The following is a 25,012-nucleotide window of genomic DNA, read 5'->3' as shown; positions in this document are numbered from 1 at the left end:
CAGGCGTTGTAAATATTAATGCCAAGCAAGGCTGGAAGGTGATGCGTACGTGAAATACATGCGTGAATCCTATTGCGGGTCACTTCACGCAGTGACGGCATCATATTCGCTTGCGCAAAATGAAACAAACCAATATTCTTCACGGATAGGCCGAATATTACTGAGGCTCAATTCTCTTGAGAGTGCCATGTCACGTCCCTTGCCCCCACTCGCCGCCCTGCACGCCTTCGAGGCGGCCGCCCGCCATGAAGGCTTCCAGCGCGCGGGCGAAGAATTGCACGTGTCGGCCGGCGCCATCGGCCACCATGTAAAGCAGCTGGAAGCGTGGCTCGGCATCGTGCTGTTCCAGCGCCTGCCGCGCGGCGTGGTGCTCACCAATGCAGGGCAGCGCTATGCGGCCTCGCTGGGGCCGATCCTCAACCAGCTGGCCGACGTGTCCGAGCAGGCACGGCGCCAGGGCGACGACAAGGTGGTGACGGTGACGGCCACCAGCTCGCTCGTCTCGCGCTGGCTGATGCCGCGCCTGGGCCGCCTGCGCGACCGCTATCCGCAGATCGAACTGCGTGTGCTGGCCTCGATGCATCCGGTCGACCTGGCGCGCGACGGCGTCGACGTGGCCATTCGCCTGGGACCGGGCCGCTATCCGGGCCTGAAAGTGGATTTATTGATGGAAGAATGGTTTTCCGCCGTCTGCAGCCCAGGCTTTCGCGCCAACGCGGCCAGCCTGCGCCAGCCCGCCGATCTGCTGCGCTATCCGCTGCTGCACGACGAGCCGGAAGTGCACCTGCCCGGCGAAATCGACTGGACGCGCTGGCTGCACAGCTGCGGCGTGCATTACAGCGGCAATAGCGGCAACAGCGGCGCGCGCTTTTCACACACCTATCTGTGCCTGGACGCGGCCGCCAGCGGCCAGGGCGTGGCCATTGCCGCCAGCCCCCTGATCGGCGACGATTTACGCTCGGGCCGCCTGGTGCGCGTGTTCGAACATGCCGTGCGCGGCCCCCACTGCTATTATCTGCTGCGCTCGCCCCAGGCGGAAACGCGGCCCCTCGTTCACGCATTCTGCGAATGGCTGATCGCCGAGGCGCGCGCCGACCAGGAAACCGTCTGGCCAACAGTGGAGACCGCATGACTCAGCAGGAATTGGCGCGCAGCGCCGAATATAGTGTCCAACATGAATATGAACAGGCCATGGTGACGGCGGCCGATGGCCGGCAAGCCAGCGTGGGCGAGTTCTATGGCGATCCTGCCGTGGCCTTGATCGATGCCAACGAGCAATGGTGCGCCGTGGCGGGCGAGGGATTGGTGCTGTGCCGGCTGGGCCAGCATTTCGGGCAGTGCCTGACGTATTTCCGCCAGCCTGACGACGTGCGCTGGATCACGGACTTGCGGCAAACGGGACCGTTTGCGCTGGAATGGCGGGATGAAGAAGGCGTATGGTCCGCCCTTGATGTCGAGCCGGTGGATGCGTCGGCTTACGCCAGCGGAGGTAATGCCCCGTAGGTCGGGTTAGCGCGCAGCGTGTAACCCGACAACACCACCAAACCAGCCGGAGCAACAGATCAGAGAACGTAGGTCGGCTTAGCGCGCAGCGCGTAAGCCGACAACATCATCACAACTTGATGAAATGCTCGCGGTAGTATTTCAGCTCTTCGACCGATTCCAGAATATCGGCCAGCGCCGTGTGCTTCTGATGCTTCTTGAAGCCGGTGGCGATTTCCGGCTTCCAGCGCTTGCACAGCTCTTTCAGCGTCGACACGTCAACATTGCGATAGTGGAAGAACGCTTCCAGCTTCGGCATGCCGCGCACCATGAAGCGGCGGTCCTGGCCGATGGTGTTGCCGCACATGGGCGACTTGCCTGCCGGTACGTATTTCTTCAGGAACGCGATCAGTTCCGCTTCCGCCTGCGCTTCCGTCACGGTCGACGCTTTCACCTTGTCGATCAGGCCCGAGCGGCCGTGCGTGCCCTTGTTCCAGGCATCCATCTTGTTCAGGGTTTCATCCGACTGGTGAATCACGAACACGGGGCCTTCGGCCAGCAGGTTCAGGTGCATGTCCGTCACCACGACCGCCACCTCGATGATGCGGTCGGTATCGGGCTCCAGGCCCGTCATTTCCATGTCGACCCAGACCAGGTTCATCTCGTTTGGACGTGCCGGCACCGTGGGTGCGGGAGTGGATGCAGAGGTGGGTGCAGATAAGTCGGTCGCTTGTGACATAATTCTCTCTTGGCCTAATCAAACTAAATAATCAGCCATTTTCTCACAGGCACAGAATGTATTCACTCGCGTTTTCGATTTTGTTTGTATCCGTCCTCGTTTTGACCCTCGCCGTGCGCTTCTGGCTCGCTTCGCGGCAGATTCGCCACGTGCTGGCGCACCGCGCCGTTGTCCCGCCCGAATTCGCGGAAAAAATTCCGCTGGCCGCGCACCAGAAGGCGGCCGACTACACGGTGGCGAAGACCAAATTCGGCCTGCTGACCCTGCTGGTCAACTATGCCGTGCTGATCGGTTTTACCTTGCTGGGCGGCCTGCAATGGCTGGCGCTGCACCTGAATGAATGGATGGGGCCGGGCTCGCCCATGCTGTACCAGATCGGCCTGATCGCCGCCTTTGCCGCCATTTCCGGCCTGATTGACCTGCCCTTCGATTACTACCGCCAGTTCGTGCTGGAGCAGCGCTTCGGTTTCAACACCATGGCGCGCAAGCTGTTCTTCACGGACATGCTCAAGGGCGTGGGCCTGGGCGCCGTCATCGGCCTGCCGCTGATCTGGGTCGTGCTGACCCTGATGGCCAAGTCGGGCGACCTGTGGTGGCTGTACGCCTGGTTCGTCTGGAGCGGCTTCCAGCTGCTGATGATGGTGCTGTTTCCCACCGTCATCGCCCCGCTGTTCAACAAATTCACGCCGCTGGCCGACGAAGCGCTGAAAAGCCGCATCGAAGGCTTGATGCAGCGCGTGGGCTTTGCCTCGAAAGGCCTGTTCGTCATGGATGGCTCGAAGCGCAGCGCCCACGGCAATGCGTATTTCTCGGGCTTTGGCGCCAACAAGCGCATCGTTTTCTTCGACACCCTGCTGTCGCGCCTGGCGCCGCAGGAAATCGAAGCCGTGCTGGCGCATGAACTGGGCCACTTCAAGCTCAAGCACATCGTCAAGCGCATCGCCATGATGTTCGTCATCTCGCTCGGTTTCCTCGCGCTGCTGGGCTTCCTGAAGACGCAGCCATGGTTTTACGCGGGCCTCGGCGTCGACCCTGTTGCCCTGGCGCTCACTGGCCAGCCGACGGACGCGCTGGCCCTGCTGCTGTTCATGCTGGCCTTGCCCGTCTTCACTTTCCTGCTGGGACCGTTGACCTCGCTCAGCTCGCGCAAGCACGAATTTGAGGCCGACGCCTTTGCCGCCACGCACACGCAATCGGACGACCTGGTCTCAGCGCTCGTCAAAATGTATGAAGACAATGCGTCGACCCTGACGCCCGACCCGCTGCACTCGGCCTTTTACGATAGCCACCCGCCGGCCAGCGTGCGCATCCGCCACCTGAAAGGGGCTACGACATGAATACGAATACGCCATCGACTTCGCAAGACCTGGCCCAACTGTCCTGCACGCCGCGCCAGCAGGCGCTGGGCGACTCGGACATCGCCACCTTGCACACCCTGCTGCCGCAGTGGAGCTTGCAAAACGGCAAGCTGTGCCGCGACTTCGGCTTCAAGAATTACTACCAGACCCTGGCGTTCGTGAACGCCCTGGCCTATATGACCCATACGCAAGACCACCATCCGGAGCTCATCATTACTTACAAAACCTGCGCCGTGCGCTACGACACGCACTCGGTCAATCAGGGCGCCGGCGGCCTGTCCGAAAACGACTTCATCTGCGCCGCCAAGGCCGACCTCATCTACCAGAGCAGCCAGGTGGCCCCATGAGCGAAGGCAAGTTGACAGGCGTCATCATCGCCGCCCACGGCCGCCATTACCTGGCCGACGTGGACGGCGCCAAGCTGCAATGCGTGACGCGCGGCAAGAAAACCAATGTGGCCGTGGGCGACATCGTGCACCTGACGCGCACCTCGAACGACCAGGCCGTCATCGACCGCATCGAGGAACGCAAGACCTTGCTGTACCGCTCGGACCAGTACAAATCGAAATTGCTGGCCGCCAACCTGACGCAGCTGTTCATCGTCGTGGCGACGGAACCGGGCTTTGCCGACGACCTGATCTCGCGCTCGCTGGTGGCGGCCGACGCGGCCGGCATCGCGGCGCGCATCATCCTCAACAAAACGGACGTAACCGCTTCGCTGGAGCGCGCCCGCGAACGCCTGCTGCCGTATTCCTCGATGGGCTATCCCGTCGATGAAGTGTCGGCGCGCGCCGAACCCGAGCACGCCGTGGCCACCCTGGCGCCGTTGCTGGCGGGCCAGTCGTCCATTCTCATCGGCCAGTCGGGCATGGGCAAGTCGTCCTTGATCAACCTGCTGGTGCCGGACGCCGACATCGCCGTGCGCGAAATCTCGGCCGCGCTCGACACGGGCAAGCACACGACGACCTTTACGCGCCTGTACAAGCTCGATGAACTGGGCGCGAACAGCTCCATCATCGATTCGCCGGGTTTCCAGGAATTCGGCCTGTACCACCTGTCCGAAGGCATGCTGGAGCGGGCCTTCCGCGAGTTCCAGCCTTACTTGGGCGGCTGCAAGTTCTATAACTGCCGCCACCTGATCGAGCCGCAATGCGCCATCCTGCAAGCCTTGTCTGAAGGCAAGATCGCCAAGATGCGCCATACCCTGTACGGCCAGTTGCTGCACGAGTCGGCGCAAACGCTGTATTGAACGCGCCTGGCGCCCGCCATCGGCGCGGGCGCCAAACCGACAAAAACACCAATATTACGAGCTAAACAGAATTAAATTCTGCTGAACAGCTCGCTTTCCCCCATTCATTCCAAAACCATCCATCGCCCGATTTCGCGTTTCAGCGCCGGATTCCGGCGTTTCATCGCTTTGCGCTGGCATGGCGCAGGTCCACTTGCTACCTTGGCATTGTCCCCGCCAGCGAACCTGCTGGAGACAACATTGGTCTAACTCCAACCAGCATTTGATCACAAGGTGAAATCATGAAAGCATCGTTCTCGCGTACCCTCGCCCTCGGTAGCGCCGCCCTCGTCCTCGGCCTGTCTTGCCTCAGCGCCAGCGCGCTGGAAATCGGCGAACAGGACAAGGTCCAGATCTCCGGCAAGGTCTACAAACTGGCCCCGCAGGAATTCAGTCAGTATGGCAATCGCTACCAGCTCGACACGGGCGATACCTTGCTGCTGCGTCAGCAAGTCAACCGCTATTTCACGCAAATCAAGGGACAGCCCGAAGTAGAACTGTTCGGCCGCGCACCTGGGGTCTTTGAAACGGCCAGCGGCACCCGCATGGAATTTCGCAACGATGGCGACGTCATCGCCATCACCGGACTGAACAATATTCCGGGCGCCATCGCCAAGGCGGGCGAAACGGCCGGCAGCGTGCACTTCGCCGGCCGCTAAGCAGGCACATGGCGACCGGCTGGCACGCCATCGCCAGCCTGTCCACGGGGCGTGCATCAGCCGGCAGGGGCTGGTGCACGCCCCGCCTGCTTTGCGCAGTCCGAACGGGTATGCGCAAAAAATACTGTCGAGTCAGCCAAACAACTGCATCCGAATGCAGCTTACAATGCGATCCAATAAGGTGTCACTGGCCGCGGGCCAACACCATCGCCTTGCGGGAGATTTCGGATGGAAATGTTCGCACTCGAACATGACATTGCACAGTGGGAAGACACACTGCGGCCATTGCGCGCCCTGGAGCGCTTGCCTTTGCTGATGCTGCTGGCATGGCATTTGCGCCAGCGCAACTGCGCGCAGGCGCTGCACCATGTGGCCGAAGCGGCGGCCTTGCTGCTCCAGGCCCAACTGCCGGACCGCGCCCTGGCCATCGCGCAGGCGCGTCTGCAACTGGTGCAGGCGGAAGTATCCTGGCTGCAAGGGGAGCTCGATGCGGCCGAAAGCATGGCCATGGCGGCGCACGCCATCCTGTGCGCGCACGGCGACGGCGCCGCTTGCGCCGATGCGCACTGGCTGCTGTCCTCGATTGCCGTCGACCGGGGCGACCATGCCCACTGCGATGCCGAACTGCTGGCCGCGGCCGAGCAGGCGCGCAACGCCGGCGATGCGATGCGCGCCAGTCTGGCCGACGCCGCCACGGCGCGCTGGGCCGTGTTGCGCGATGCGCCGGCCGCCCAAGCCCGCTGGGGTGCCGCCTTCCAGGTCGATGGCGCCAGCGGCAAGCTGCCCGCGCCGCTCGCTGCCTGGGTGCATGACTTCCGCGGCTTGCTGGCGCACACCTCGCGCGACCTGGGCACTGCCGCCGGCCACTACATGCAAAGCTATGAAGCGGCGCTGGAAAGCGGCCAGTTGCGCGGCGCCATCACGGCCGCCATCAATATCGGTGATTGTTTTTCCAGCCTTAACGACAACGAATCGGCCCTCGAATGGATGCAGTGCGCGCTGGACCTGGCCCGCCCCACCGGCTGGCCGCGCAGCATCGGCGCCTGCCAGACGCATACGGCCGAAACCATGCGCAAGCTGGGGCGCCTGGCCGCGGCCGAAGACTTGCTGCGCCAGGCGCTGCTCATCCTGGCCCCCATGGCGGGCGCGCGCACCTATGCCAACGCCCTGTTCCACCTGGGTGAACTGAGCCTGGACAAGGGCGACTACGACACGGCGCTCGACGCCTTCAGCCGGCTGGCGCAGCGGGCCGAAGCGCTGGGCCAGGCCGATTTCCGCAGCATGGCGCAGCGCGGCAGCGCCCATGCGCTGTCCTACCTGGACCGCCCGGACGAGGCGCTGCAGGCGGCCGAGCGGGCTTGCCAGCTGGCCACCGCGCAAGGCGATGCCATGCACCAGGTGGCGGCGCTGCGCGTCTTGTCGATGCTGCATGCGCGCCATGAGCTGCCGCCGCCCGCGGACATGCTGGAACGCAATCCCGCCCTGCATTTCCTGCACCAGGCGCTGCAGGTGGCCGCCTCCATCGACGGCTATTCGCCGCCCGGCGAACTGCTCGATGCGCTGGCGCGCGAATACGCGCATGCGGGCGACTATGCGCGCGCCTACGATATCGCCCTCGATGCGGGCATGGCGCGCGAAAAAAGCCACACCCAGCAGGCGAGCAACCGCGCCACCGCCATGCAGGTCTACCACCAGACGGAACATGCGCGCTCGGAAGGCTATCACCACCGCGAACTGGCCGCCTCCGAAGCGCGCCGCGCCGAAGTGCTGCAGCAGACCAGCGACACACTGGAACGGCTGTCGGCCATCGGCCAGGAAATCACCACCCACCTCGATGCCAGCGCCGTGTTCCAGGTGCTTGACCGCCATGTGCATGCCTTGCTGCCCGTCAACACTTTCGCTGTCTACATGCTCGACGCGGCAGGCACGGCGCTGCGCCGCGCGCATGGCATGGAAGCGGGCCGGCCCCTGTCCGACAACGCCATTCCACTGAACAATCCACGCGCCTACTCCGTGCGCTGCCTGCTGGGCCGGCGCGAAGTGTATATAGACCAGGTGCCGCCGCGCCGCCACGCCTACACGGTACCCGGCACCCTGCATAACCAGAGCGTGCTGTACGTGCCTTTGACGGTGGGCGAACGCGTGCTGGGCGTGATGACGGTGCAAGCCTGCCATGCCAACGCGTATGGCGAACGCGAGCGGCTGATCTTCCGCACCCTGTGCGCGTATGGCGCCATCGCGCTCGACAACGCCAGCGCCTACCGGCAATTGCAAGATGCCCAGGCGCAACTGGTATCGCAGGAAAAACTGGCCGCCCTCGGCTCCTTGATGGCCGGCGTGGCGCATGAACTCAATACCCCGATCGGCAACAGTTTATTAATCGCCAGCACCATGCAGCAAAAGACGGAAGACGTGGAACGCCTGATGAACGGTCCCGGCCTGCGCCGCTCGGACCTGGCCGCCTTCATCGACGATGCGGGCAAGGCGTCGGCGCTGGTGATGCGCGGCCTGCGCAGCGCGGCCGACCTGGTCAACAGTTTCAAGCAGGTAGCCGTCGACCGCACCACCGAGCAGCGGCGCCGGTTTGACTTGCAACAAGTGAGCAATGAAATCATCGCCACCGTCATGAACCGCATCCGCAGTTCGGGCCACCGCATCGAGATGGACATCGATTTCGGCATCGCCATGGACAGCTATCCTGGCCCGTTTGGCCAGGTGATCACCAATCTGATCAACAATGCCCTGCTGCACGCCTTCGCCCCCGCGCCCAACGATGGCGGCGCCGGCACGGGCTGCATGCGTTTGTCCGCCACGATGGAGGCGGCGCGCGTGCACATCGTCTTCGAGGACAATGGCGGCGGCATCGCGGAACAGCATTTGTCGCGCATCTTCGACCCCTTTTTTACCACCAAGCTGGGCCAGGGTGGCAGCGGCCTGGGTTTGTCGATCAGCTACAACATCGTCACGGCCCTGCTGGGCGGCACCATCCAGGTGGCCAGCAGCCCCGCCGGCACGCGCTTCACCCTCGACTTGCCGCTGGAAGCGCCGCAGCTGGACGGGGCCGCGCCCGCCAGCATCTATTAACCACCACCGTTTGCCCGGGCGCAGGCTTGCCTATACAAGTACGCGTCCGGCCAGTCTTTCCAATCTAAAAGCAAAACCCTTATAATTGAACGGCTGAAGTACTTGCCATTGCATTATTTTCAACTTGGCAAACCGTATCGACCCGCGCGACAAACAGGCACGGGCACCGATCAACACAGCAGCGCGCCGGGCGAGGCAGTCATCAGACGAGATGTTGTACGCTGATGCAACCCGGCGGGAAAGGCACGCCGCCGGCGGCCTGCGCATCTTCAAGTGGTCATTATGTCGACAAAAAAACCGATCAAGCACTACCTCCAGTTCTCCGATTTCACGTTGGAAGAGTATGAATATGTGATCGAACGCGCCCATCTGATCAAGCGCAAGTTCAAGAACTATGAAATCTACCATCCATTGATCGACCGCACCCTGGTGATGGTCTTTGAAAAGAACTCGACCCGCACGCGATTGTCGTTCGAAGCCGGCATGCACCAGCTGGGCGGCGCCGCCATCTACCTGAACACGCGCGACTCCCAATTGGGCCGCGGCGAGCCGGTGGAAGACGCGGGCCAGGTCATGTCGCGCATGTGCGACATCATCATGGTGCGTACCTTCGGCCAGGAAATCATCGAGCGTTTCGCCGCCAATTCGCGCGTGCCGGTGATCAATGGCCTGACCAATGAACACCACCCTTGCCAGGTCTTTGCCGACATCTTCACCTATATCGAACACCGCGGCTCGATCGCCGGCAAGGTCGTCGCCTGGATCGGCGATGCCAACAACATGCTGTACTCGTGGCTGCAGGCGGCCGAAGTGTTCGGCTTCCACGTCAACGTGTCGACGCCAAAGGGCTACGACATCGACCTGTCGCAAGTCAAGACCGAGCGCTACACCTTCTTCGCCAACCCGTCGGACGCCTGCGAAGGCGCGCACCTGGTCAACACGGACGTGTGGACCAGCATGGGTTACGAAGCGGAAAACGCGGCCCGCATCGCCGCCTTCGACGGCTGGATCGTCGATGGCGCGAAGATGTCCCGCGCCGCGCCCGACGCCCTGTTCATGCACTGCCTGCCCGCCCACCGCGGCGAGGAAGTGGCCGCCGAAGTCATCGACGGCCCCCAATCGGTGGTGTGGGACGAGGCGGAAAACCGCTTGCACGTGCAAAAAGCGCTGATTGAATACCTGTTACTCGGTAAAATCCAATAATTCGCCTGGAACTGCAGAACTCCCGGCAGCATCGCAACACATACATCGACAACGACAACTGGAAGCAATATGAGCGACATTAAAAAAGTAGTCCTGGCCTATTCCGGCGGACTCGACACCTCCGTCATCCTGAAGTGGCTGCAAGATAACTACCAGTGCGAAATCGTCACCTTCACGGCCGACCTGGGCCAGGGCGAAGAACTGGAACCGGCGCGCGCCAAGGCAATCAAGTTCGGCATCAAGCCGGAAAACATCCATATCGAAGACGTCCGCGAAGAATTCGTGCGCGATTTCGTCTTCCCGATGTTCCGCGCCAACACCGTGTATGAAGGCGAGTACCTGCTGGGTACCTCGATCGCCCGTCCTTTGATCGCCAAGCGCCTGATCGAAATCGCCAACGCCACGGGCGCCGACGCCATCTCGCACGGCGCGACCGGCAAGGGCAACGACCAGGTGCGTTTCGAACTGGGCGCCTACGCGCTCAAGCCAGGCGTGAAAATCATCGCGCCATGGCGCGAGTGGGATCTGCTGTCGCGCGAAAAACTGCTGAAGTACGCGGAAGACGCCGGCATCGAAATCGACATGAAGCACAAGAACGGCGGCGCGCCGTACTCGATGGATGCCAACTTGCTGCACATCAGCTTTGAAGGCCGCCACCTGGAAAACCCGAGCGCCGAAGCGGAAGAAACCATGTGGCGCTGGACCGTCAGCCCGGAAAACGCCCCGGACGAAGCGGAATACCTGGACATCGAATACGAAAAAGGCGATATCGTCGCCATCAACGGCGTACGCATGTCGCCTGCCACCGTATTGGCCGAACTGAACAAAGTGGGCGGCAAGCATGGCGTGGGACGCCTGGACCTGGTGGAAAACCGCTATGTCGGCATGAAGTCGCGCGGCTGCTATGAAACCCCGGGCGGCACCATCATGCTGAAAGCCCACCGCGCCATCGAATCGATCACCCTGGACCGCGAAGTGGCCCACCTGAAAGATGACCTGATGCCGCGCTACGCGTCGATGATCTACAACGGCTACTGGTGGGCGCCTGAGCGCGTCGCCCTGCAAACCCTGATCGACCACACGCAGGAAACCGTGAACGGCTGGGTACGCATCAAGCTGTACAAGGGCAATGTCATCGTCGTTTCGCGCGATTCGAAGACGGATTCGCTGTTCGACATGAACATCGCCACCTTCGACGAAGACGGCGGCGCCTACAACCAGGCCGATGCCGGCGGCTTCATCAAGCTGAACGCCTTGCGCATGCGCATCGCCGCCATCGCCCGCGAAAAGCGTGGCCAGAAGTAATTAGTTGCAGGGAGGTACTATCTCCCGCATCCACCGAAGCCGCCCACGGGCGGCTTTTTTCGTTTGCAGCGCACTCTGCCGCGATTTACACCCCGGCACGCCCCCCATTTTGCTGTCCGCATGGCAAAATGCTACAGTGCAATTGTGCTGACCTTCCCGCTTCCGGAGCCCTCCCATGTTCAAAGACCTGAGTATCAAGAATAAACTGTACCTGGGCTTCGGCTCCATCGTGGCCATCATCCTGATACTGCTGGGTGTGGCCTACAACAGCTTTTCGCGCCTGTCGGAAGCCAATGCATGGGACCGCCACACGATGGAAGTGCTGGTCGAGATCGACAGGATTCACAATTCCATCCTGCAAATCCAGGTGGAAGCGCGCGGTTTCATCCTCACAGGCAGTGAAACGTCGCTGACACCGGAGACCGATGAAATGGCGGTGCTGAGCCAGCACACGCAAAAAGCCATCGCCATGACGGTCGACAACAAGGTGCAGTCGGAGCGCTTCCGCAAGATCGATGCGCTGACCACCACCTGGGTCAAGGAGTGGATCGCGCCCCTGATCGAGAAGCGCCGCGCGCTGGGCAATGCGCCGGGCGCCACGGAAGCGGTGGCGCGCACCATGCCGCCCGGCGGCTACCCTGCCGTCAAGCAGGCCAACAAGCTGCTCGACGAAGTCGCCGCCGAAGAATCGCGCTTGCTGGCAGAACGCACGGCCACCACGGCAAAGTTGCAGGAAACCATGATGCTGACCCTGGCGCTGGGCGGCCTGCTGTGCGTGGCGCTGGCGCTGGGTATTGCCTACCTGCTCGGCCGTTCCATTCTCGGTCCGCTGAACAATCTGACGGACGCCGTCGGGCGCATCGCCGGCGGCGAGCAAAGCGCACGCGCCGCCATCCTCTCGCGCGACGAGTTGGGCAAAGTGACGGAAGAATTCAACCGCATGGCGCAAACCATTCAGGACAACCAGGCCAACGAACTGGCCGCCACCAACACCTTGCGGGCCAAGGTCGACTCGCTGCTGGAAGTGGTGTCGAAAGCCGCCTCGGGCGACCTGACGGGCAAGGTCGGCATCACGGGCAGCGACGCCATCGGCCAGCTGGGCAACGGACTGGCGAAGATGTTCGAGAACCTGCGCAGCCTGCTCAACAACGTGCAAAAGGCCGGCATCCAGGTGACGACGTCGGCCACGGAAATCGCCGCCTCGGCACGCCAGCAGGAAGCCACGGGCATCGAGCAGGCGCAAACCAGCGTGGAAATTCTCAGCACCACCAAGGAAATCTCGGCCAACACGAGCCAGTTGCTCAAAACAATGGAAGACGCCACCGCCGTGGCCGACTACACGACGAATGCCACGGCCGAAGCGCAAAACAACCTCAAGCGTATGGACTCGACCATGCAGCACATGGTCTCGGCCACCGATTCCATCAACGCCAAGCTGGCGGCCCTGTCGGAAAAAGCCAGCAATATCAATAGCGTGCTGATCACCATCACCAAGGTGGCCGACCAGACCAACATCCTGTCGCTGAACGCCGCCATCGAGGCGGAAAAAGCGGGCGAGGCGGGCCGCGGCTTTTCCGTGGTGGCGACGGAAATCCGCCGCCTGGCCGACCAGACGTCCGTTTCCACCTGGGATATCGAGCAAATGCTCAAGGAAATGCAGTCGGCCGTCTCGGCCAGCGTGATGGGCATGGATAAATTCTCGGAAGAAATTCGCCGCAGCGTGGGCGAGGTGCGGCAAGTGGCGGAACAATTGTCGTCCGTGATGGACCAGGTGCAAAAACTCACGCCGCAATTCGATGCCGTGCTGCAAGGCATGCAGTCGCAAGCCATCGGCGCCTCGCAGATTTCCGACACCATGATGCAGCTCAACGATGCCACCCAGCAGACGGTGGAATCGCTGAAAGCCACCAGCGAAGCGGTGCACCAGCTGCAATATGCGGCGGGTGACCTGCAGTCGAGCGTGTCGACCTTCGCCGTCACCATCTGATTCCATGAAAGTACTGCTCTTTCACATCGGACGCGACCGCTATGGCCTGCCCCTGGCCGGCATCGTGCGCGTCCTGCCGCTGCTGGAGCTGAAACAGTTGCCGCTCACGCCAGACTACGTGGCCGGCCTGATGGACTTGCACGGCACGCCCGTGCCCGTGATCGACCTGTCGCGCCTGGCCGGGCTGCCGGCCGCCGCCGCGCAATTCGACACGCGCATCGTCATCGTTGACTACCGCGCGCCCGGCGGCGTCACGCATGCGCTGGGCTTGATGGCCACGCAGGTGCGCGGCATCGCCGACATCGCTGCGGAAAAGCTTGAGGATAGCGGCGTGGCCACGGCGCCCTTCCTGGGCCAGGTGGCCAGCGACGCCGACGGCATCGTGCAACTGGTCGAACTCGAGCACCTGCTGCCGCCGGACGTGCGCGCGCTGCTGTTTCAAGACGCGGGCGCGGCATGACGGCGCAAGCCATGCTGCGCCGCGCGACCGGCCTGTCCGTCTCCAAGTCCGTGGCCGAACGGGCCGTCGGCCAGCGCATGGAGCAAACGGGCTTTAGCGATAGCGAGGCCTATCTGCAGGCGCTCACGCCGGCCGAAATGACGCAATTGATCGAACTGGTGGTGGTGCCGGAATCATGGCTGTTCCGCGACCCGCAGGCGTTCTACGCCACCGTCGAACTGGTGCAGGAGCGCTGGGCCAGGGGGCGCGCCACGCGCATCCTGTCGATCCCGTGCGCGGGCGGCGAGGAACCGTATTCGATGGCCATGGCGCTGCGCGACGGCGGCGTGCCGAAGCAGGCGTTCAGCATCGACGCGTATGACCTCAGTCCCGGCTGCATCGAGCGCGCGCAAGCCGGCGTGTATGGCCGCAACGCCTTCCGCGCGCAGGACGTCGCCTTCCGCGAACGCTATTTCACGCACGTGGCCGACGACGCCTACCGCATCATCGACTCCTTGCGCGAACAGGTGACCTTCAGGCAGGGCAACCTGCTGCAGTTCGACACGGTCACCTACAGCCGCCACTACGACGTCATCTTCTGCCGCAACCTGCTGATCTATTTTGACAAGCCGACCACGCGCGCCGCCATCCACAACCTGTCCGCCCTGCTGGCCGACGACGGCATGCTGCTGGCCGGCTATGCGGAAGTGCCATCGTTCTGCCAGAACGGCTTTGCGACGCTGCAGTTTCGCCAGGCCTTCGCCCTGAAGAAGGAAACGGCGGCGCCGGCCAGCCCCATGCAGGTGGCGCCGCTGCCGGCCATGCGCACCTTGCGCAGCGTGCCGCCCGCCCCAAGGCGCACTGCCGCTCCCGTCGCACAAGCTGCGCCGCGCACGCGCCCCGTGTCCGTGCCGGCGCCGGCCACGCAAGCAGCGCAGGCCGATTTGCTGGCCGAGGCGCGCCTGCTGGCCGACCGTGGCCAATTGCGCGAGGCAGGCGAAAAATGCCACGCCCATCTGGCGCGAGTGCCCGAGGCGGCGGAAGCGTATTTCATGCTGGGCATCATCAATGAACTGGCCGGCAAGATGGACCTGGCCGACGATTACTGGCGCCGCTGCATCTACCTGCAGCCCGACCACTACGAGGCGCTGTGCCACCTGTCCCTGCTGGCCGAACGCAATGGCAACCACACGGCCGCCGCCACCCTGAAGGCGCGCGCGGCGCGCATCTACCAGCGCCGCCAGGCATCCAACTAAGGGGCAAGCATGACAAACCTCATCGCCACCGAGTCCCCCGCCACCATCGACGACTGCTGGAACCATATCGGCGTGGTCGGCGACCAGAGCTGCCCCAGGCTGCCGGCCAACGTACATTGCCGCAATTGCGACGTGTATGCGGGCGCCGCCCAGCGCAACCTGCAGCGGCCCGTGGATGAACACTACCGGCGCGACTGGGCCAGCCACTTCCGCCAGATCGATGCGGGCGGCGAAGTGCGCGACAGCTCGGCGCTGGTGTTTCGCATCGGCCGCGAATGGCTGGCGCTGCCCACCCGCGTGTTCGACGCCGTGGCGCCGCAAGCCAAGCCGCACGTGCTGCCGCACCGTAGCGGGCGCGGCCTGGCGGGCATCGTCAATATCGGCGGCAAGCTGTATCCGTGCATGTCGCTGGCCAGTTTGCTGGGCATCGACGAACAGGGCGCGCCGCCGGCCAAGGGCCGCCACACGTTCGCGCGCCTGCTGCTGATGCGCTGGGAAGATCAAGCCTACGCCCTGCCCGTGGCCGACCTGCACGGCATCGTGCGCTACGCGTCGGGCGCCGTGCAAACGCCGGCGGCCACCATCAACAAGGGCCTGTCGCGCTATCTGTCGGGCGTGATCACCGAGGGCGACCTGCGCATCGGCTGCCTCGACACGGCGCTGATCGGCTTTCAACTTGCGAGACTATTACGATGAGCCAGGACCAGCACGGCGACCTGAGTGCCTTTTCCATGCTGGACCTGTTCCGCATGGAGGCGGACAGCCAGACCCAGATTCTCACCGACGGCTTGCTGGCCATGGAGCGCCATGCGGGCGACGCGGCGGCCGTCGAAGCAATGATGCGCGCGGCGCACTCGATCAAGGGTGCCGCCGCCATCGTCGGCCTGCAAGTGGTGGTGCAACTGGCGCACGGCATGGAAGACAGCTTCGTCGCCGCCCAGCATGGCCGCTTGAAACTCACGCCGGAGCGGGTCGACGTGCTGCTCTCGGGCGTCGACCTGATCGTGCAGCTGTCGCGCCTGGACGACGCGGGCGCCGAAGCGTGGCTGGCCGCGAATGCGGCGCAGATCGACCAGACCCTGAACGCCATCGCCGGCATCGCGGAATTGCCCGAATTGCCGGCCCTGCCCTCGGCGCCTGTTCCGGCACCGGCGCCGCCGGAAGCGGACGAAGCGCAGGCTCCCGTGGCCAGCGGCCTGGCCGGCGAAGAACCGGCTGCCGCTGCCGCGCCGCGCGCGGGGGCTGGCACTGCCAAGGCGCCGGCGCAAAACTTCGACAAACTGCTGTCGCTGGCGAGCGAATCGCGCATCAATGCGCACCAGATGCACCCGTTCATCGGCGCGCTGCAGCGCTTCAAGCGCAACCAGAGCAGCCTGTTTTCCGCCATCGAGCACCTGCACGAAGCCATTGCCCGCTCGGGCGACGCGGGCCTGATGGAAAAGTCGCTGCTGGCGCTGCAAAAGACGCAGCCCCTGAAGCAGTTCATGCTCGAACACATCGCCGACATCGAAACCTATGAACGGCGCTTGCTGGCCGTCTCGCAAGGCATGGTCGACGAAGTGCTGGCCCTGCGCATGCGCCCTTTCCGCGACGGCATCCACGCGTTCCCGCGCATGGTGCGCGACCTGGCGCGCAGCCTGGGCAAGGAAGTGCAGCTGGAGATCGAAGGCGAAGACACCCTGGTCGACCGCGACATCCTGGCGAAGATCGAAAGCCCGCTGAACCACATGCTGCGCAATGCCATCGACCATGGCATGGAAGGCCCGTACGAGCGCATCGACGCGGGCAAGGAAGCGCTGGGCACGATACGCATGGAAGCGCGCCACCGCGCCGGCATGCTGAGCATCGAGATCAGCGACGACGGGCGCGGCGTCGACCTGGAGAAAATCCGCCAGTCCGTCATCGAGCGCAAGATGGCCAGCCCCGCCATGGCCGCCGCGCTGTCGCCGGGCGAGCTGCTGGAATTCCTGTTCCTGCCCGCCTTCAGCCTGAAGGAAAAGGCGAATCAATTGTCCGGGCGCGGCGTGGGCCTCGACATCGTGCACGAAACGATACGCCAGCAAAACGGCACGGTGCGCCTGGAATCGGAGCCGGGGCGGGGTTTCCGCGCCCTGATCACCCTGCCGCTGACGCAATCGATCGTGCGCGCGCTGGTGATCGACATCCAGGGCGAAGCCTACGCCATCCCCATCGTCAAGGTGGAAAGCGTGGTGCGCGTGCCGCAAACGGCCATCCATACCCTGGAAAACAAGCAGTTCTTCGAACTCAAGGGCGAGCATCTGGGCCTGGTGTCGGCGGCGCAGGTACTGGAGCTGGGCGAAGCGGCCAGCCAGGCCGACGACTTGCCGGTGGTGGTGATCGGGCGCGGCAAGCAAAGCTATGCGCTGGTGGTCGACGCCATCCGCGGCGAACAAAGCCTGGCGGTGCAGGCGATCGATCCGATCTTCGGCAAGATGCGCGACATTTCCGCCGCCGCCCTGCTCGACGACGGCGAACCGGTGCTGATCCTCGACGTGCCCGATTTGCTGCTGTCGATCGACAAGCTGCTGCACGAGGGCGGCCTGCACCAGCTGGCGCAGGCGGGCCACGCGCAGCAGCGCCGCGCCAAGCGCATCCTCGTCGTCGACGATTCGCTGACGGTGCGCGAGATGGAGCGCAAGCTGCTGCTGGCGCGCGGCTTCGACGTCGACGTGGCCATCGACGGCATCGACGGCTGGAACGTGGTGCGCAGCGGAGAATACGACCTGGTGATCACCGACGTGGACATGCCGCGCATGGATGGCATCGAACTCGTTTCGCTGATCAAGAAGGACCTGCACCTGCACAAGCTGCCGGTGATGATCGTGTCGTACAAGGACCGTCCGGAAGACCGCGCGCGCGGCCTGTCCGCCGGCGCCGACTATTATCTGACCAAAGGCAGCTTCCACGACGAGACCTTGCTCGACGCGGTGGCCGACCTGATAGGAGATGCCCGCTTATGAGTTGTACTTCATGAAAATTGCCATTGCCAATGATGTCCCCATGGCCGCCGAAGCCCTGCGCCGCGTAGTGGCCAGCACGCAGGAACACCAGGTGCTGTGGATTGCCCGCACGGGGCTCGAAGCCGTGCGCATGTGCGAGGGCAACCGCCCCGACCTGATCCTGATGGACCTGAACATGCCGGAGATGGACGGCGTCGAGGCGACGCGCCTGATCATGGAGCAAAGCCCGTGCGCCATCCTGGTGGTCACGGGCCGCCCGCAAGACAATGTCAACCAGGTCTTCCGCGCGCTGGGCGCCGGTGCGCTCGACGTCACGGCCACACCCGTGCTGCAGGGACAAGTGGGCGGCGACAGCGAACTGCTGGCCAAGATCAAGACCATCGGCAAGCTGATACGCCACAGCGCCGAAGCACCGCCGCCGCGCCAGACGAACGGCAATGGCGGCGAACGTGGCGAAGGCCAGGTATCGACCCTGGTGGCCATCGGCGCCTCGACGGGCGGGCCGTCGGCCGTGGCCAAGGTGCTGTCCGGCTGGACGGCGCCGCCCGGCTGCGCCATCGTGGTGGTGCAGCACATCGATGAGACCTTCGCCTCGCACTTCGCCAAATGGCTCGATGACCAGCTCAGCATGCCCGTGCGCGTGATCGCCGAAGGCGACGAACTGGTGTCCGGCACGGTACTGATCGCCAAGACCAATGATCACCTGCTGCTAGATCAAAATTATCGTTTGGGTTACGATGCAGCACCACGCGACTATGTTTACCGCCCGTCCGTCGATGTCTTCTTCAACTGCGTGGCGCAGCACTGGCGCGGCGACGCCATCGGGGTATTGCTTACAGGCATGGGGCGCGACGGCGGCGACGGCTTGCTGGCCATGCGCCGCGCCGGCAAGACGACGATCGCGCAAGACCAGGCCAGCAGCGCCGTGTACGGCATGCCGCGCGCGGCGGCCGAACTCGATGCGGCGCAGCAAATCCTGCCTCTGGATAGAATAGGCGCCAGCCTGCGCAGCCGCCTGGGTGCCAAACTCAACAATGGGTGGGAGCCCTCCCCTAACATCTGAAAAGAATGCAATGCCAGAATTCTCCTCCAGCTTCACCCAGCCTGAGCCCGCATTGACCGAATTCAAGGTCAGCGTGCTGCTGGTGGACGACCAGTTGATCATTGCCGAGGCAGTCCGCCGCATGCTCAGCGACCAGCAGGATATCGAATTTCATTACGCGACCGACGCCACCCTGGCGCTGGACACGGCGCTGCGCTTGCAACCGACCGTCATCCTGCAAGACCTGGTGATGCCGGGCATCGACGGCTTCGCCCTGATCCAGCTGTACCGCGAAAACGCGGCGCTGGCGCATGTGCCCGTGATCGTGATGTCGGCCAAGGATGACCCGAAACTGAAGGCGCACAGCTTTGCCGTCGGCGCCAACGATTATGTGGTGAAACTGCCGGATCGCCTGGAGTTGCTGGCGCGCATACGCTACCATTCCAACGCACACATCAGCCGCTTGCAGCGCGACCAGGCTTTTCGTTTCCTGCGAGAAAGTCAAAAGAATCTGGCCGACGCGAATATTGAATTACAAAAACTGGCCGCCCTCGATGGCTTGACGGGCATCGCCAACCGCCGCCGCTTCGATGAAACCCTGGAATTCGAATGGCAGCGGGGCCAGCGCGACAAGACGCCGTTGAGCCTGCTGTTTTGCGATATCGACCATTTCAAGAGCTATAACGATCGTTTCGGCCACCTGGCGGGCGACCTGGGCCTGAAAAAAGTCGCCGCCGTGCTGACGGAACATTTGAAACGCCCGGCCGACCTGGCCGCCCGTTACGGCGGCGAAGAGTTCGCCCTGATCCTGCCGGAAACGGAAGCGGCCGGCGCACTGCTGATCGCCGAAGCGTGCCGGCGCCACCTGGAAGGCTTGCAGATCGAGAATCCGGCGGCAGATGCAGGCATCGTCACCATCTCGATCGGCGTGGCCACCATCGTGCCGTCGCCGGACTCGACGGTGGAACAACTGATCAACCGCGCCGACCAGGCCCTGTACGCGGCCAAGCGCGGCGGACGCAACAGCGTGCTGAGCGCCGATGACGTCCAGGACTGATTTTTAACAGCAAGGAAAGTGAAGCATGAGCACACAACTGGACAATGTCAGCGTCGTCAAGAAGTCGAATATTTACTTTGACGGCAAATGCGTCTCGCACAACGTCATCCTGGCCGATGGCACGAAGAAAAGCGTGGGCGTGATTTTCGCGTCCTCGTTGCGCTTCAACACGGGCGCGCCGGAAATCATGGAAATCGTCGGCGGCCTGTGCAAGGTACGCCTGGCCGATGCAAGCGAGTGGAACAGCTATGGCGCGGGCACGCAATTCAGTATCCCGGGCAATAGCTATTTCGATATTGAAACCGTCGAAACCGTCGACTACGTCTGCCACTTCGGTTAATCAGACAAACACAGGCTCGGGCGACAGGCGCACGCCATATTTCGCCTCTACATCATCCTGTATCGCTGTCGCCAGCCGGGTAATGTCCGCGCCACGAGCGCCGCCATTATTCACCAGAACCAGCGCCTGCTTGGGATACACTCCCGCGGGCCCCAGGTTTTTCCCCTTCCAGCCGCATTGATCGATCAGCCAGCCGGCCGCCAGCTTTTCCGTGCCATCGGGCTGCGCATGGTGCACGAGCGCAGGGAAACGTTCCAGCAAAGAAAGACATTGCTCCTTCGACACCACCGGATTCTTGAAGAAGCTGCCCGCATTGCCGATCACGGCCGGGTCCGGCAATTTTCGCCGGCGGATCGCCATCACCGTGTCGGCCACCTGTTGCGACGTCGGCTCGGCAAGATTGCGCTCGGCCACGGCCTGCGCCAGTTCCGCATAGCGCAAGTTCGGCTGCCATTCGGCCGGCAAGGCAAACGTGACTTCCAGCACGATCAGCTCGCGTCCATCCGCCTGCTTGAAGATGCTGTCGCGGTAAGCGAAGCGGCAAGCGTCGCGGTCCATGTCGAAGACGATGCCGCTGGCGCTGTGCATGACGCTCACGCTATGCAGATAATCCTTGATTTCAACGCCATACGCGCCAATATTCTGGATAGGCGCCGCGCCCACCGTGCCGGGGATCAAGGACAGGTTTTCCAGGCCGCCGACGCCTTGCGCCAGGGTCCACTGCACGAAATCGTGCCAGTTTTCGCCGGCCGCGGCCGTGACGAGTATGGTCTCGAAATCCGCCTGCGCCAGGCGCATGCCGCGCGTGGCCATGTGCAGCACGGCGCCGGGAAAGTCGCCCGTGAGCACGATATTGCTGCCGCCGCCCAGAATCAGGCGCGGCATGGCGGTCAGGGCCGGATCTTGCAGCGCGGCCTGCAATTCGGCTTGCGAAGTGATGCGTACGTAGGCGGCCGCGTTGGCCGTGATGCCGAAGGTATTCAGGCGCTGGAGGGAGTAATTGTGTTCGATGGTGAGCTCTGCAGACATGGGATAGCGATTATTTTGTTCGATTATAGAGTGAAACCGACAAAAAACCAGCGCAAGACAAGGGCAGGCCGTCCGTTGTCCGTTAAAATGTCGCATCTTTAACAGGGCCGTCCCATGGCGCGGAATCAGCCGCCAAGGCCCAGCGCACCGAGCGTGCGCTCGCTTTAACAAGAAAAGGAACAGACCATGCCGTCATTTGATGTAGTCTCCGAAGCCGATATGATCGAAGTCAAGAATGCAGTCGAGCAATCCAACAAGGAAATCACGACCCGTTTCGACTTCAAGGGCAGCGACGCCCGCGTCGAGCACAAGGAAAACGAATTGACCGCGTTTGCGGACTCGGAATTCCAGCTCAGCCAGGTACGCGACGTGCTGACCAATAAATTGACCAAACGCAAGGTCGATGTGCGCTTCCTCGACGAAGGCGACATCAAGAAGATCGGCGGCGACAAGGTCAAGCAGATCATCAAGATCAAGAATGGCATCGAATCGGATGATGCCAAGAAAATCGTGCGCGTCATCAAGGACAGCAAGATGAAAGTGCAAGCGAGCATCCAGGGCGAAGCCGTGCGCGTCACGGGCGCCAAGCGCGACGACCTGCAGGCGGCCATGGCCATGCTGCGCAAGGACGTGCCCGACATGCCGCTGGAATTTAACAATTTCCGCGATTAATTTCGATGCTGTGCACGCTCCGGCCTGCGCTTGCGCCGGCATGGCGGCAAGCTGCCTCGGAGCGCCTGCCCGCTTGGGGTAGAATTGAAGCTGCGCACAGCTACATGCGCCCGCGCGCCCGACCGGCAGCGGGCTTGACCGTACATCTGGCTCAGTGATAACCACGGTAGTCTAAGGATAGCAATGAAACGTGTTGATGATTTCCGCCTGCGATTTGGCAAAAAAGAATATGTGCCCATCATGATAGGCGGAATGGGTGTGGATATTTCCACGTCGGAGCTGGCCCTGGAAGCGGCCCGGCTGAACGGTATCGGCCATATCTCCGATGCCATGGTGGAAGACGTGTCGGACCGCCGTTTCGACACCACCTTCGTCAAAGACAAGACGAAACTGTACAAGTTCAACATCAATAACAGCGACAAGGCCGTGGTGCAGTTCGACCTGGGCCGTCTGGCGGAAGCGCAGCGCCTGCATATCGGCCGCACCATGGAAGCAAAAAAAGGCGATGGCTTGATCTTCGTCAATTGCATGGAAAAGCTGACCATGAACGGCCCCCGTGAAACCTTGCGCGTGCGCCTGAATGCGGCGCTGGACGCCGGCATCGACGGCATCACCCTGTCCGCCGGCTTGCACTTCGGCTCGTTCGCCCTGATGGCCGACCATCCGCGTTTCCGTGATGCCAAGCTGGGCATCATCGTCTCGTCCGTGCGCGCCTTGCAGATTTTCCTGCGCAAGAATGCCAAGCTGGACCGCTTGCCCGACTTTATCATCGTCGAGGGACCATTGGCCGGCGGCCACCTGGGTTTCGGCATGGACTGGGCCAATTACGACCTGCACACGATCACGGCGGAACTGCTGGCCTACCTGAAGGCCGAGCAGCTGGACATCCCGCTGATCGCCGCTGGCGGCATCTTCACGGGCAGCGATGCCGTCTCCTTCCTGGAAGCGGGCGCGGCCGGCGTGCAAGTGGCGACGCGCTTTACCGTCACGAATGAATGCGGCTTGCCAAACAAGGTCAAGCAGGAATACTACAAGGCATCGGAAGAAGACATCATCGTCAATGGCGTCTCGCCGACCGGCTACCCGATGCGCATGCTGAAGAACACGCCCGCCATCGGCGCCGGCATCCGTCCAGGCTGCGAATCGTATGGCTACCTGCTCGACGCGACGGGCAACTGCGCCTACATCAACTCGTATAACCGCGAAGTGGCGGCCCATCCCGAGCAAAAAACCGTCGTCGTGATGGACAAGACGTGCCTGTGCACGCACATGCGCAACTTCAACTGCTGGACCTGCGGCCATTACACGTATCGCCTGAAGGACACCACGCACAAGCTGGAGAATGGGGAATACCAGATCCTGACGGCCGAACACGTCTTCAAGGATTACCAGTTCAGCGTCGACAACCAGATTGCGCTGCCGGAAAAAGAAATCCTGGCAGCAAGCTAAATCTTGCCAGCCTGAAATAAAAATGGCGCAGCCTGCGAAGGCTGCGCCATTTTTTTATGCGGGGAGCATGTCCTGCAAGGCCCGTTTGATCGCGTCGAACCTGGGCCGTCGCAATATCTCTTCCTGCAGGCAAGCTTCCAGCATGGCCTGCAAGGCGGGCACGGGCGTCGCACCATGCGCGATCAACTCGCCCAGCAGCACGCCAAAGGCGCGCGCCTCTATGCCCTGCAGCACCTCCCCTTGCGGCGAGCCTGGCGCAAACATCGACGCCGCGCCAAAGTCGCCCAGCAGGCAGGCGCCATTGTCCGCATGCAGGATATTGTGCGCATATAAGTCGCCGTGCACGATGCCGTGCGCATGCAGCTGACACACGGCCGAGGCGATGCCATGGGCAATGGCCAACGCTTGCGCAGGATCAAAGCGCGCGCCATCGGCATACACGTCGCGCGTGCATGACGCCAGGCTCGGCGGACCTGCCAGATTGCAAAAGGCTGCGTCGATGAGCGGCATGACGAGCCCCAGCGCCCCTTGCGGGTGCGCATCGAGCGTTCCCAGGATGGGAATCAGGCCCATGTGTGCGCCGGCGCCGACACAGGCGGCCATTTCGCTGCGCGGCAAGCCGTCGCTGGTCATGGCTCCCTTGAACACTTTGACGGCGACATCATCGACGCCATCGAGGCGGGCACGGTAAATCACGCCAGATGCACCCTCGCCCAGCTGCTGCGCCAGTTCCAGGCGCTGCCATGCCACGCCCGCAGCCCCCGTACCGGCCAGGGCCGCCAGCTCACGCGCCTCCGTAAAGGGATTGCCCGCATACGCGAGCCAGCTCAGGCGTGGCAAGGACAGCAGACAGTCGGGCAGCGCCGTGAAACGGTTGGCGGCGATGCGCACCAGTTCCAGCCGATGGCAAGCCGCCAGGGTAGCGGGCAAGTGGCTCAGGCAGTTTCCAGCCAGCATGAGTTTCTGCAATTGACTGCACTTGCCCAGTTCATCCGGCATGGACTCGATGGCATTGTCGGTCAGGGTCAGCCAGCGCAGCCTCGGCGGCAAGGCTGCGGCCGGTACGTGGCGGATCCTGTTCGCCTTGAAACCGATCATTTCCAGGGCTAGACATGAACCAAGCACGGCCGGCAAGGTGGTGAACAGGTTATCCGAGCAAAAAATGATGCGCAGCTTGTGCAGGCGCGGCAAATCATCGGGCAATGTGGACAGCGCGTTGCCGGACAGGTCGAGGATTTCCAGGCTGTCAGCCAGGGCGAAGATTTCGCGGGGGAATGTCGTCAAGCCGCAGGACAGTTTCAGGCGGCGCAAGCCGGCCAGTTGGCCAGCACGTAATTGTTCCAGTGTATGCAAAGCAGACAAGATATCCCTTTCAAGCGTAAAGAACAGCCGGGGTCAGCCGTCAGCCCCCCCTCGGTCGTTTAACCCAACGGCAAAATACCGGGGTCAGACCCTCAGGGTCTGACCCCGGCCTTCACTTGGGGTTAACGTTAAAACCACCAGACGAAAAAAAACCCGCCAATTGCTTGACGGGTTTTTCTCTACTGCGAATAACAAGCCTGACGATAACCTACTTTCACACTGGTTGCAGCACTATCATCGGCGCAAAGTTGTTTCACGGTCCTGTTCGGGATGGGAAGGG

General features: G+C 62.9%; 22 protein-coding genes. 19 read left to right on the top strand and 3 right to left on the bottom strand.

What is annotated here, in order from left to right; genetic code table 11:
• Window positions 1–187: 187 nt before the first annotated feature.
• Both gcvA and KO539_RS17285 read left to right on the top strand, forming a co-directional pair.
• Window positions 188–1,132: a transcriptional regulator GcvA gene (gene gcvA, locus KO539_RS17290; RefSeq protein WP_092717770.1), complete on the top strand. Its 945-nt coding sequence runs from the start codon at window positions 188–190 to the stop codon at window positions 1,130–1,132.
• Window positions 1,129–1,503: a hypothetical protein gene (locus KO539_RS17285; RefSeq protein WP_219310713.1), complete on the top strand. Its 375-nt coding sequence runs from the start codon at window positions 1,129–1,131 to the stop codon at window positions 1,501–1,503. Before gcvA ends, KO539_RS17285 begins: the two co-directional genes overlap by 4 nt.
• 109 nt (window positions 1,504–1,612) lie before the next feature.
• On the opposite strand, the gene orn is transcribed toward KO539_RS17285, so the two are convergent.
• Window positions 1,613–2,221: an oligoribonuclease gene (orn, locus tag KO539_RS17280; protein ID WP_200880321.1), complete on the bottom strand. Its 609-nt coding sequence runs from the start codon at window positions 2,219–2,221 to the stop codon at window positions 1,613–1,615.
• Between the two features lie 56 nt (window positions 2,222–2,277).
• Here orn and KO539_RS17275 point away from each other — a divergent pair, with 56 nt between their 5' ends.
• The 15 genes from KO539_RS17275 (at window position 2,278) to KO539_RS17205 (ending at window position 20,220) form a co-directional block, all read left to right on the top strand.
• Complete coding sequence (locus tag KO539_RS17275) at window positions 2,278–3,558, top strand: M48 family metallopeptidase (RefSeq protein ID WP_219310712.1); 1,281 nt, start codon at window positions 2,278–2,280, stop codon at window positions 3,556–3,558.
• The gene (locus tag KO539_RS17270) at window positions 3,555–3,926 is read left to right on the top strand and encodes a 4a-hydroxytetrahydrobiopterin dehydratase (protein ID WP_219310711.1); all 372 of its coding nucleotides are present in this window, start codon (window positions 3,555–3,557) and stop codon (window positions 3,924–3,926) included. Before KO539_RS17275 ends, KO539_RS17270 begins: the two co-directional genes overlap by 4 nt.
• Entirely contained in the window at window positions 3,923–4,828 is a 906-nt protein-coding gene (rsgA, locus tag KO539_RS17265) for a ribosome small subunit-dependent GTPase A (protein WP_035825976.1), read from the top strand. Before KO539_RS17270 ends, rsgA begins: the two co-directional genes overlap by 4 nt.
• A gap of 281 nt (window positions 4,829–5,109) precedes the next feature.
• The gene (locus tag KO539_RS17260; protein WP_035825968.1) at window positions 5,110–5,526 is read left to right on the top strand and encodes a hypothetical protein; all 417 of its coding nucleotides are present in this window, start codon (window positions 5,110–5,112) and stop codon (window positions 5,524–5,526) included.
• A 234-nt stretch (window positions 5,527–5,760) separates the two neighbouring features.
• A complete protein-coding gene (locus KO539_RS17255; protein ID WP_257626341.1) occupies window positions 5,761–8,610 on the top strand; it encodes an ATP-binding protein in 2,850 nt (949 codons plus the stop codon).
• A 282-nt stretch (window positions 8,611–8,892) separates the two neighbouring features.
• Window positions 8,893–9,813 (top strand): ornithine carbamoyltransferase, encoded by a 921-nt coding sequence (gene argF / locus KO539_RS17250; RefSeq protein ID WP_099404090.1) that lies wholly within the window; start codon window positions 8,893–8,895, stop codon window positions 9,811–9,813.
• 69 nt (window positions 9,814–9,882) lie between these two features.
• Complete coding sequence (locus KO539_RS17245; RefSeq protein ID WP_035825961.1) at window positions 9,883–11,118, top strand: argininosuccinate synthase; 1,236 nt, start codon at window positions 9,883–9,885, stop codon at window positions 11,116–11,118.
• A 175-nt stretch (window positions 11,119–11,293) separates the two neighbouring features.
• The gene (locus KO539_RS17240; RefSeq protein ID WP_219310709.1) at window positions 11,294–13,105 is read left to right on the top strand and encodes a methyl-accepting chemotaxis protein; all 1,812 of its coding nucleotides are present in this window, start codon (window positions 11,294–11,296) and stop codon (window positions 13,103–13,105) included.
• A 4-nt stretch (window positions 13,106–13,109) separates the two neighbouring features.
• The gene (locus tag KO539_RS17235) at window positions 13,110–13,565 is read left to right on the top strand and encodes a chemotaxis protein CheW (RefSeq protein ID WP_219310708.1); all 456 of its coding nucleotides are present in this window, start codon (window positions 13,110–13,112) and stop codon (window positions 13,563–13,565) included.
• A complete protein-coding gene (locus KO539_RS17230) occupies window positions 13,562–14,800 on the top strand; it encodes a protein-glutamate O-methyltransferase CheR (protein WP_219310707.1) in 1,239 nt (412 codons plus the stop codon). Before KO539_RS17235 ends, KO539_RS17230 begins: the two co-directional genes overlap by 4 nt.
• A gap of 9 nt (window positions 14,801–14,809) precedes the next feature.
• The gene (locus KO539_RS17225; protein ID WP_219310706.1) at window positions 14,810–15,496 is read left to right on the top strand and encodes a chemotaxis protein CheW; all 687 of its coding nucleotides are present in this window, start codon (window positions 14,810–14,812) and stop codon (window positions 15,494–15,496) included.
• Window positions 15,493–17,781 (top strand): hybrid sensor histidine kinase/response regulator, encoded by a 2,289-nt coding sequence (locus KO539_RS17220; RefSeq protein WP_219310705.1) that lies wholly within the window; start codon window positions 15,493–15,495, stop codon window positions 17,779–17,781. Before KO539_RS17225 ends, KO539_RS17220 begins: the two co-directional genes overlap by 4 nt.
• Before the next feature lie 10 nt (window positions 17,782–17,791).
• Entirely contained in the window at window positions 17,792–18,844 is a 1,053-nt protein-coding gene (gene cheB / locus KO539_RS17215) for a chemotaxis-specific protein-glutamate methyltransferase CheB (RefSeq protein WP_035828838.1), read from the top strand.
• Window positions 18,845–18,854: 10 nt separating this feature from the next.
• The gene (locus KO539_RS17210; protein ID WP_219310704.1) at window positions 18,855–19,880 is read left to right on the top strand and encodes a diguanylate cyclase; all 1,026 of its coding nucleotides are present in this window, start codon (window positions 18,855–18,857) and stop codon (window positions 19,878–19,880) included.
• Window positions 19,881–19,905: 25 nt separating this feature from the next.
• The gene (locus tag KO539_RS17205) at window positions 19,906–20,220 is read left to right on the top strand and encodes a pyrimidine/purine nucleoside phosphorylase (RefSeq protein WP_035825949.1); all 315 of its coding nucleotides are present in this window, start codon (window positions 19,906–19,908) and stop codon (window positions 20,218–20,220) included.
• Here the strand turns inward: KO539_RS17205 and murB are convergent, their stop codons facing one another.
• Complete coding sequence (gene murB, locus KO539_RS17200; RefSeq protein ID WP_219310703.1) at window positions 20,221–21,249, bottom strand: UDP-N-acetylmuramate dehydrogenase; 1,029 nt, start codon at window positions 21,247–21,249, stop codon at window positions 20,221–20,223. It lies immediately after the preceding gene.
• 186 nt (window positions 21,250–21,435) lie between these two features.
• On the opposite strand from murB, the gene KO539_RS17195 reads away from it, so the two are divergent.
• Together KO539_RS17195 and KO539_RS17190 are read left to right on the top strand one after the other, a co-directional pair.
• A complete protein-coding gene (locus KO539_RS17195) occupies window positions 21,436–21,921 on the top strand; it encodes a YajQ family cyclic di-GMP-binding protein (RefSeq protein WP_034759416.1) in 486 nt (161 codons plus the stop codon).
• Between the two features lie 183 nt (window positions 21,922–22,104).
• Window positions 22,105–23,370, top strand: coding sequence for a nitronate monooxygenase (locus tag KO539_RS17190; protein ID WP_035825945.1), 1,266 nt, complete (start codon window positions 22,105–22,107; stop codon window positions 23,368–23,370).
• A 54-nt stretch (window positions 23,371–23,424) separates the two neighbouring features.
• Here the strand turns inward: KO539_RS17190 and KO539_RS17185 are convergent, their stop codons facing one another.
• Window positions 23,425–24,723, bottom strand: coding sequence for a leucine-rich repeat-containing protein kinase family protein (locus KO539_RS17185; RefSeq protein ID WP_219310891.1), 1,299 nt, complete (start codon window positions 24,721–24,723; stop codon window positions 23,425–23,427).
• Window positions 24,724–25,012 lie beyond the last annotated feature (289 nt).

The organism is Janthinobacterium sp. NKUCC06_STL, assembly GCF_019345455.1.
Lineage (GTDB): Bacteria > Pseudomonadota > Gammaproteobacteria > Burkholderiales > Burkholderiaceae_D > Janthinobacterium > Janthinobacterium rivuli.
Note: the sequence above shows the minus strand (reverse complement) of the source record. Positions and strands in the feature narration are given on the sequence as shown.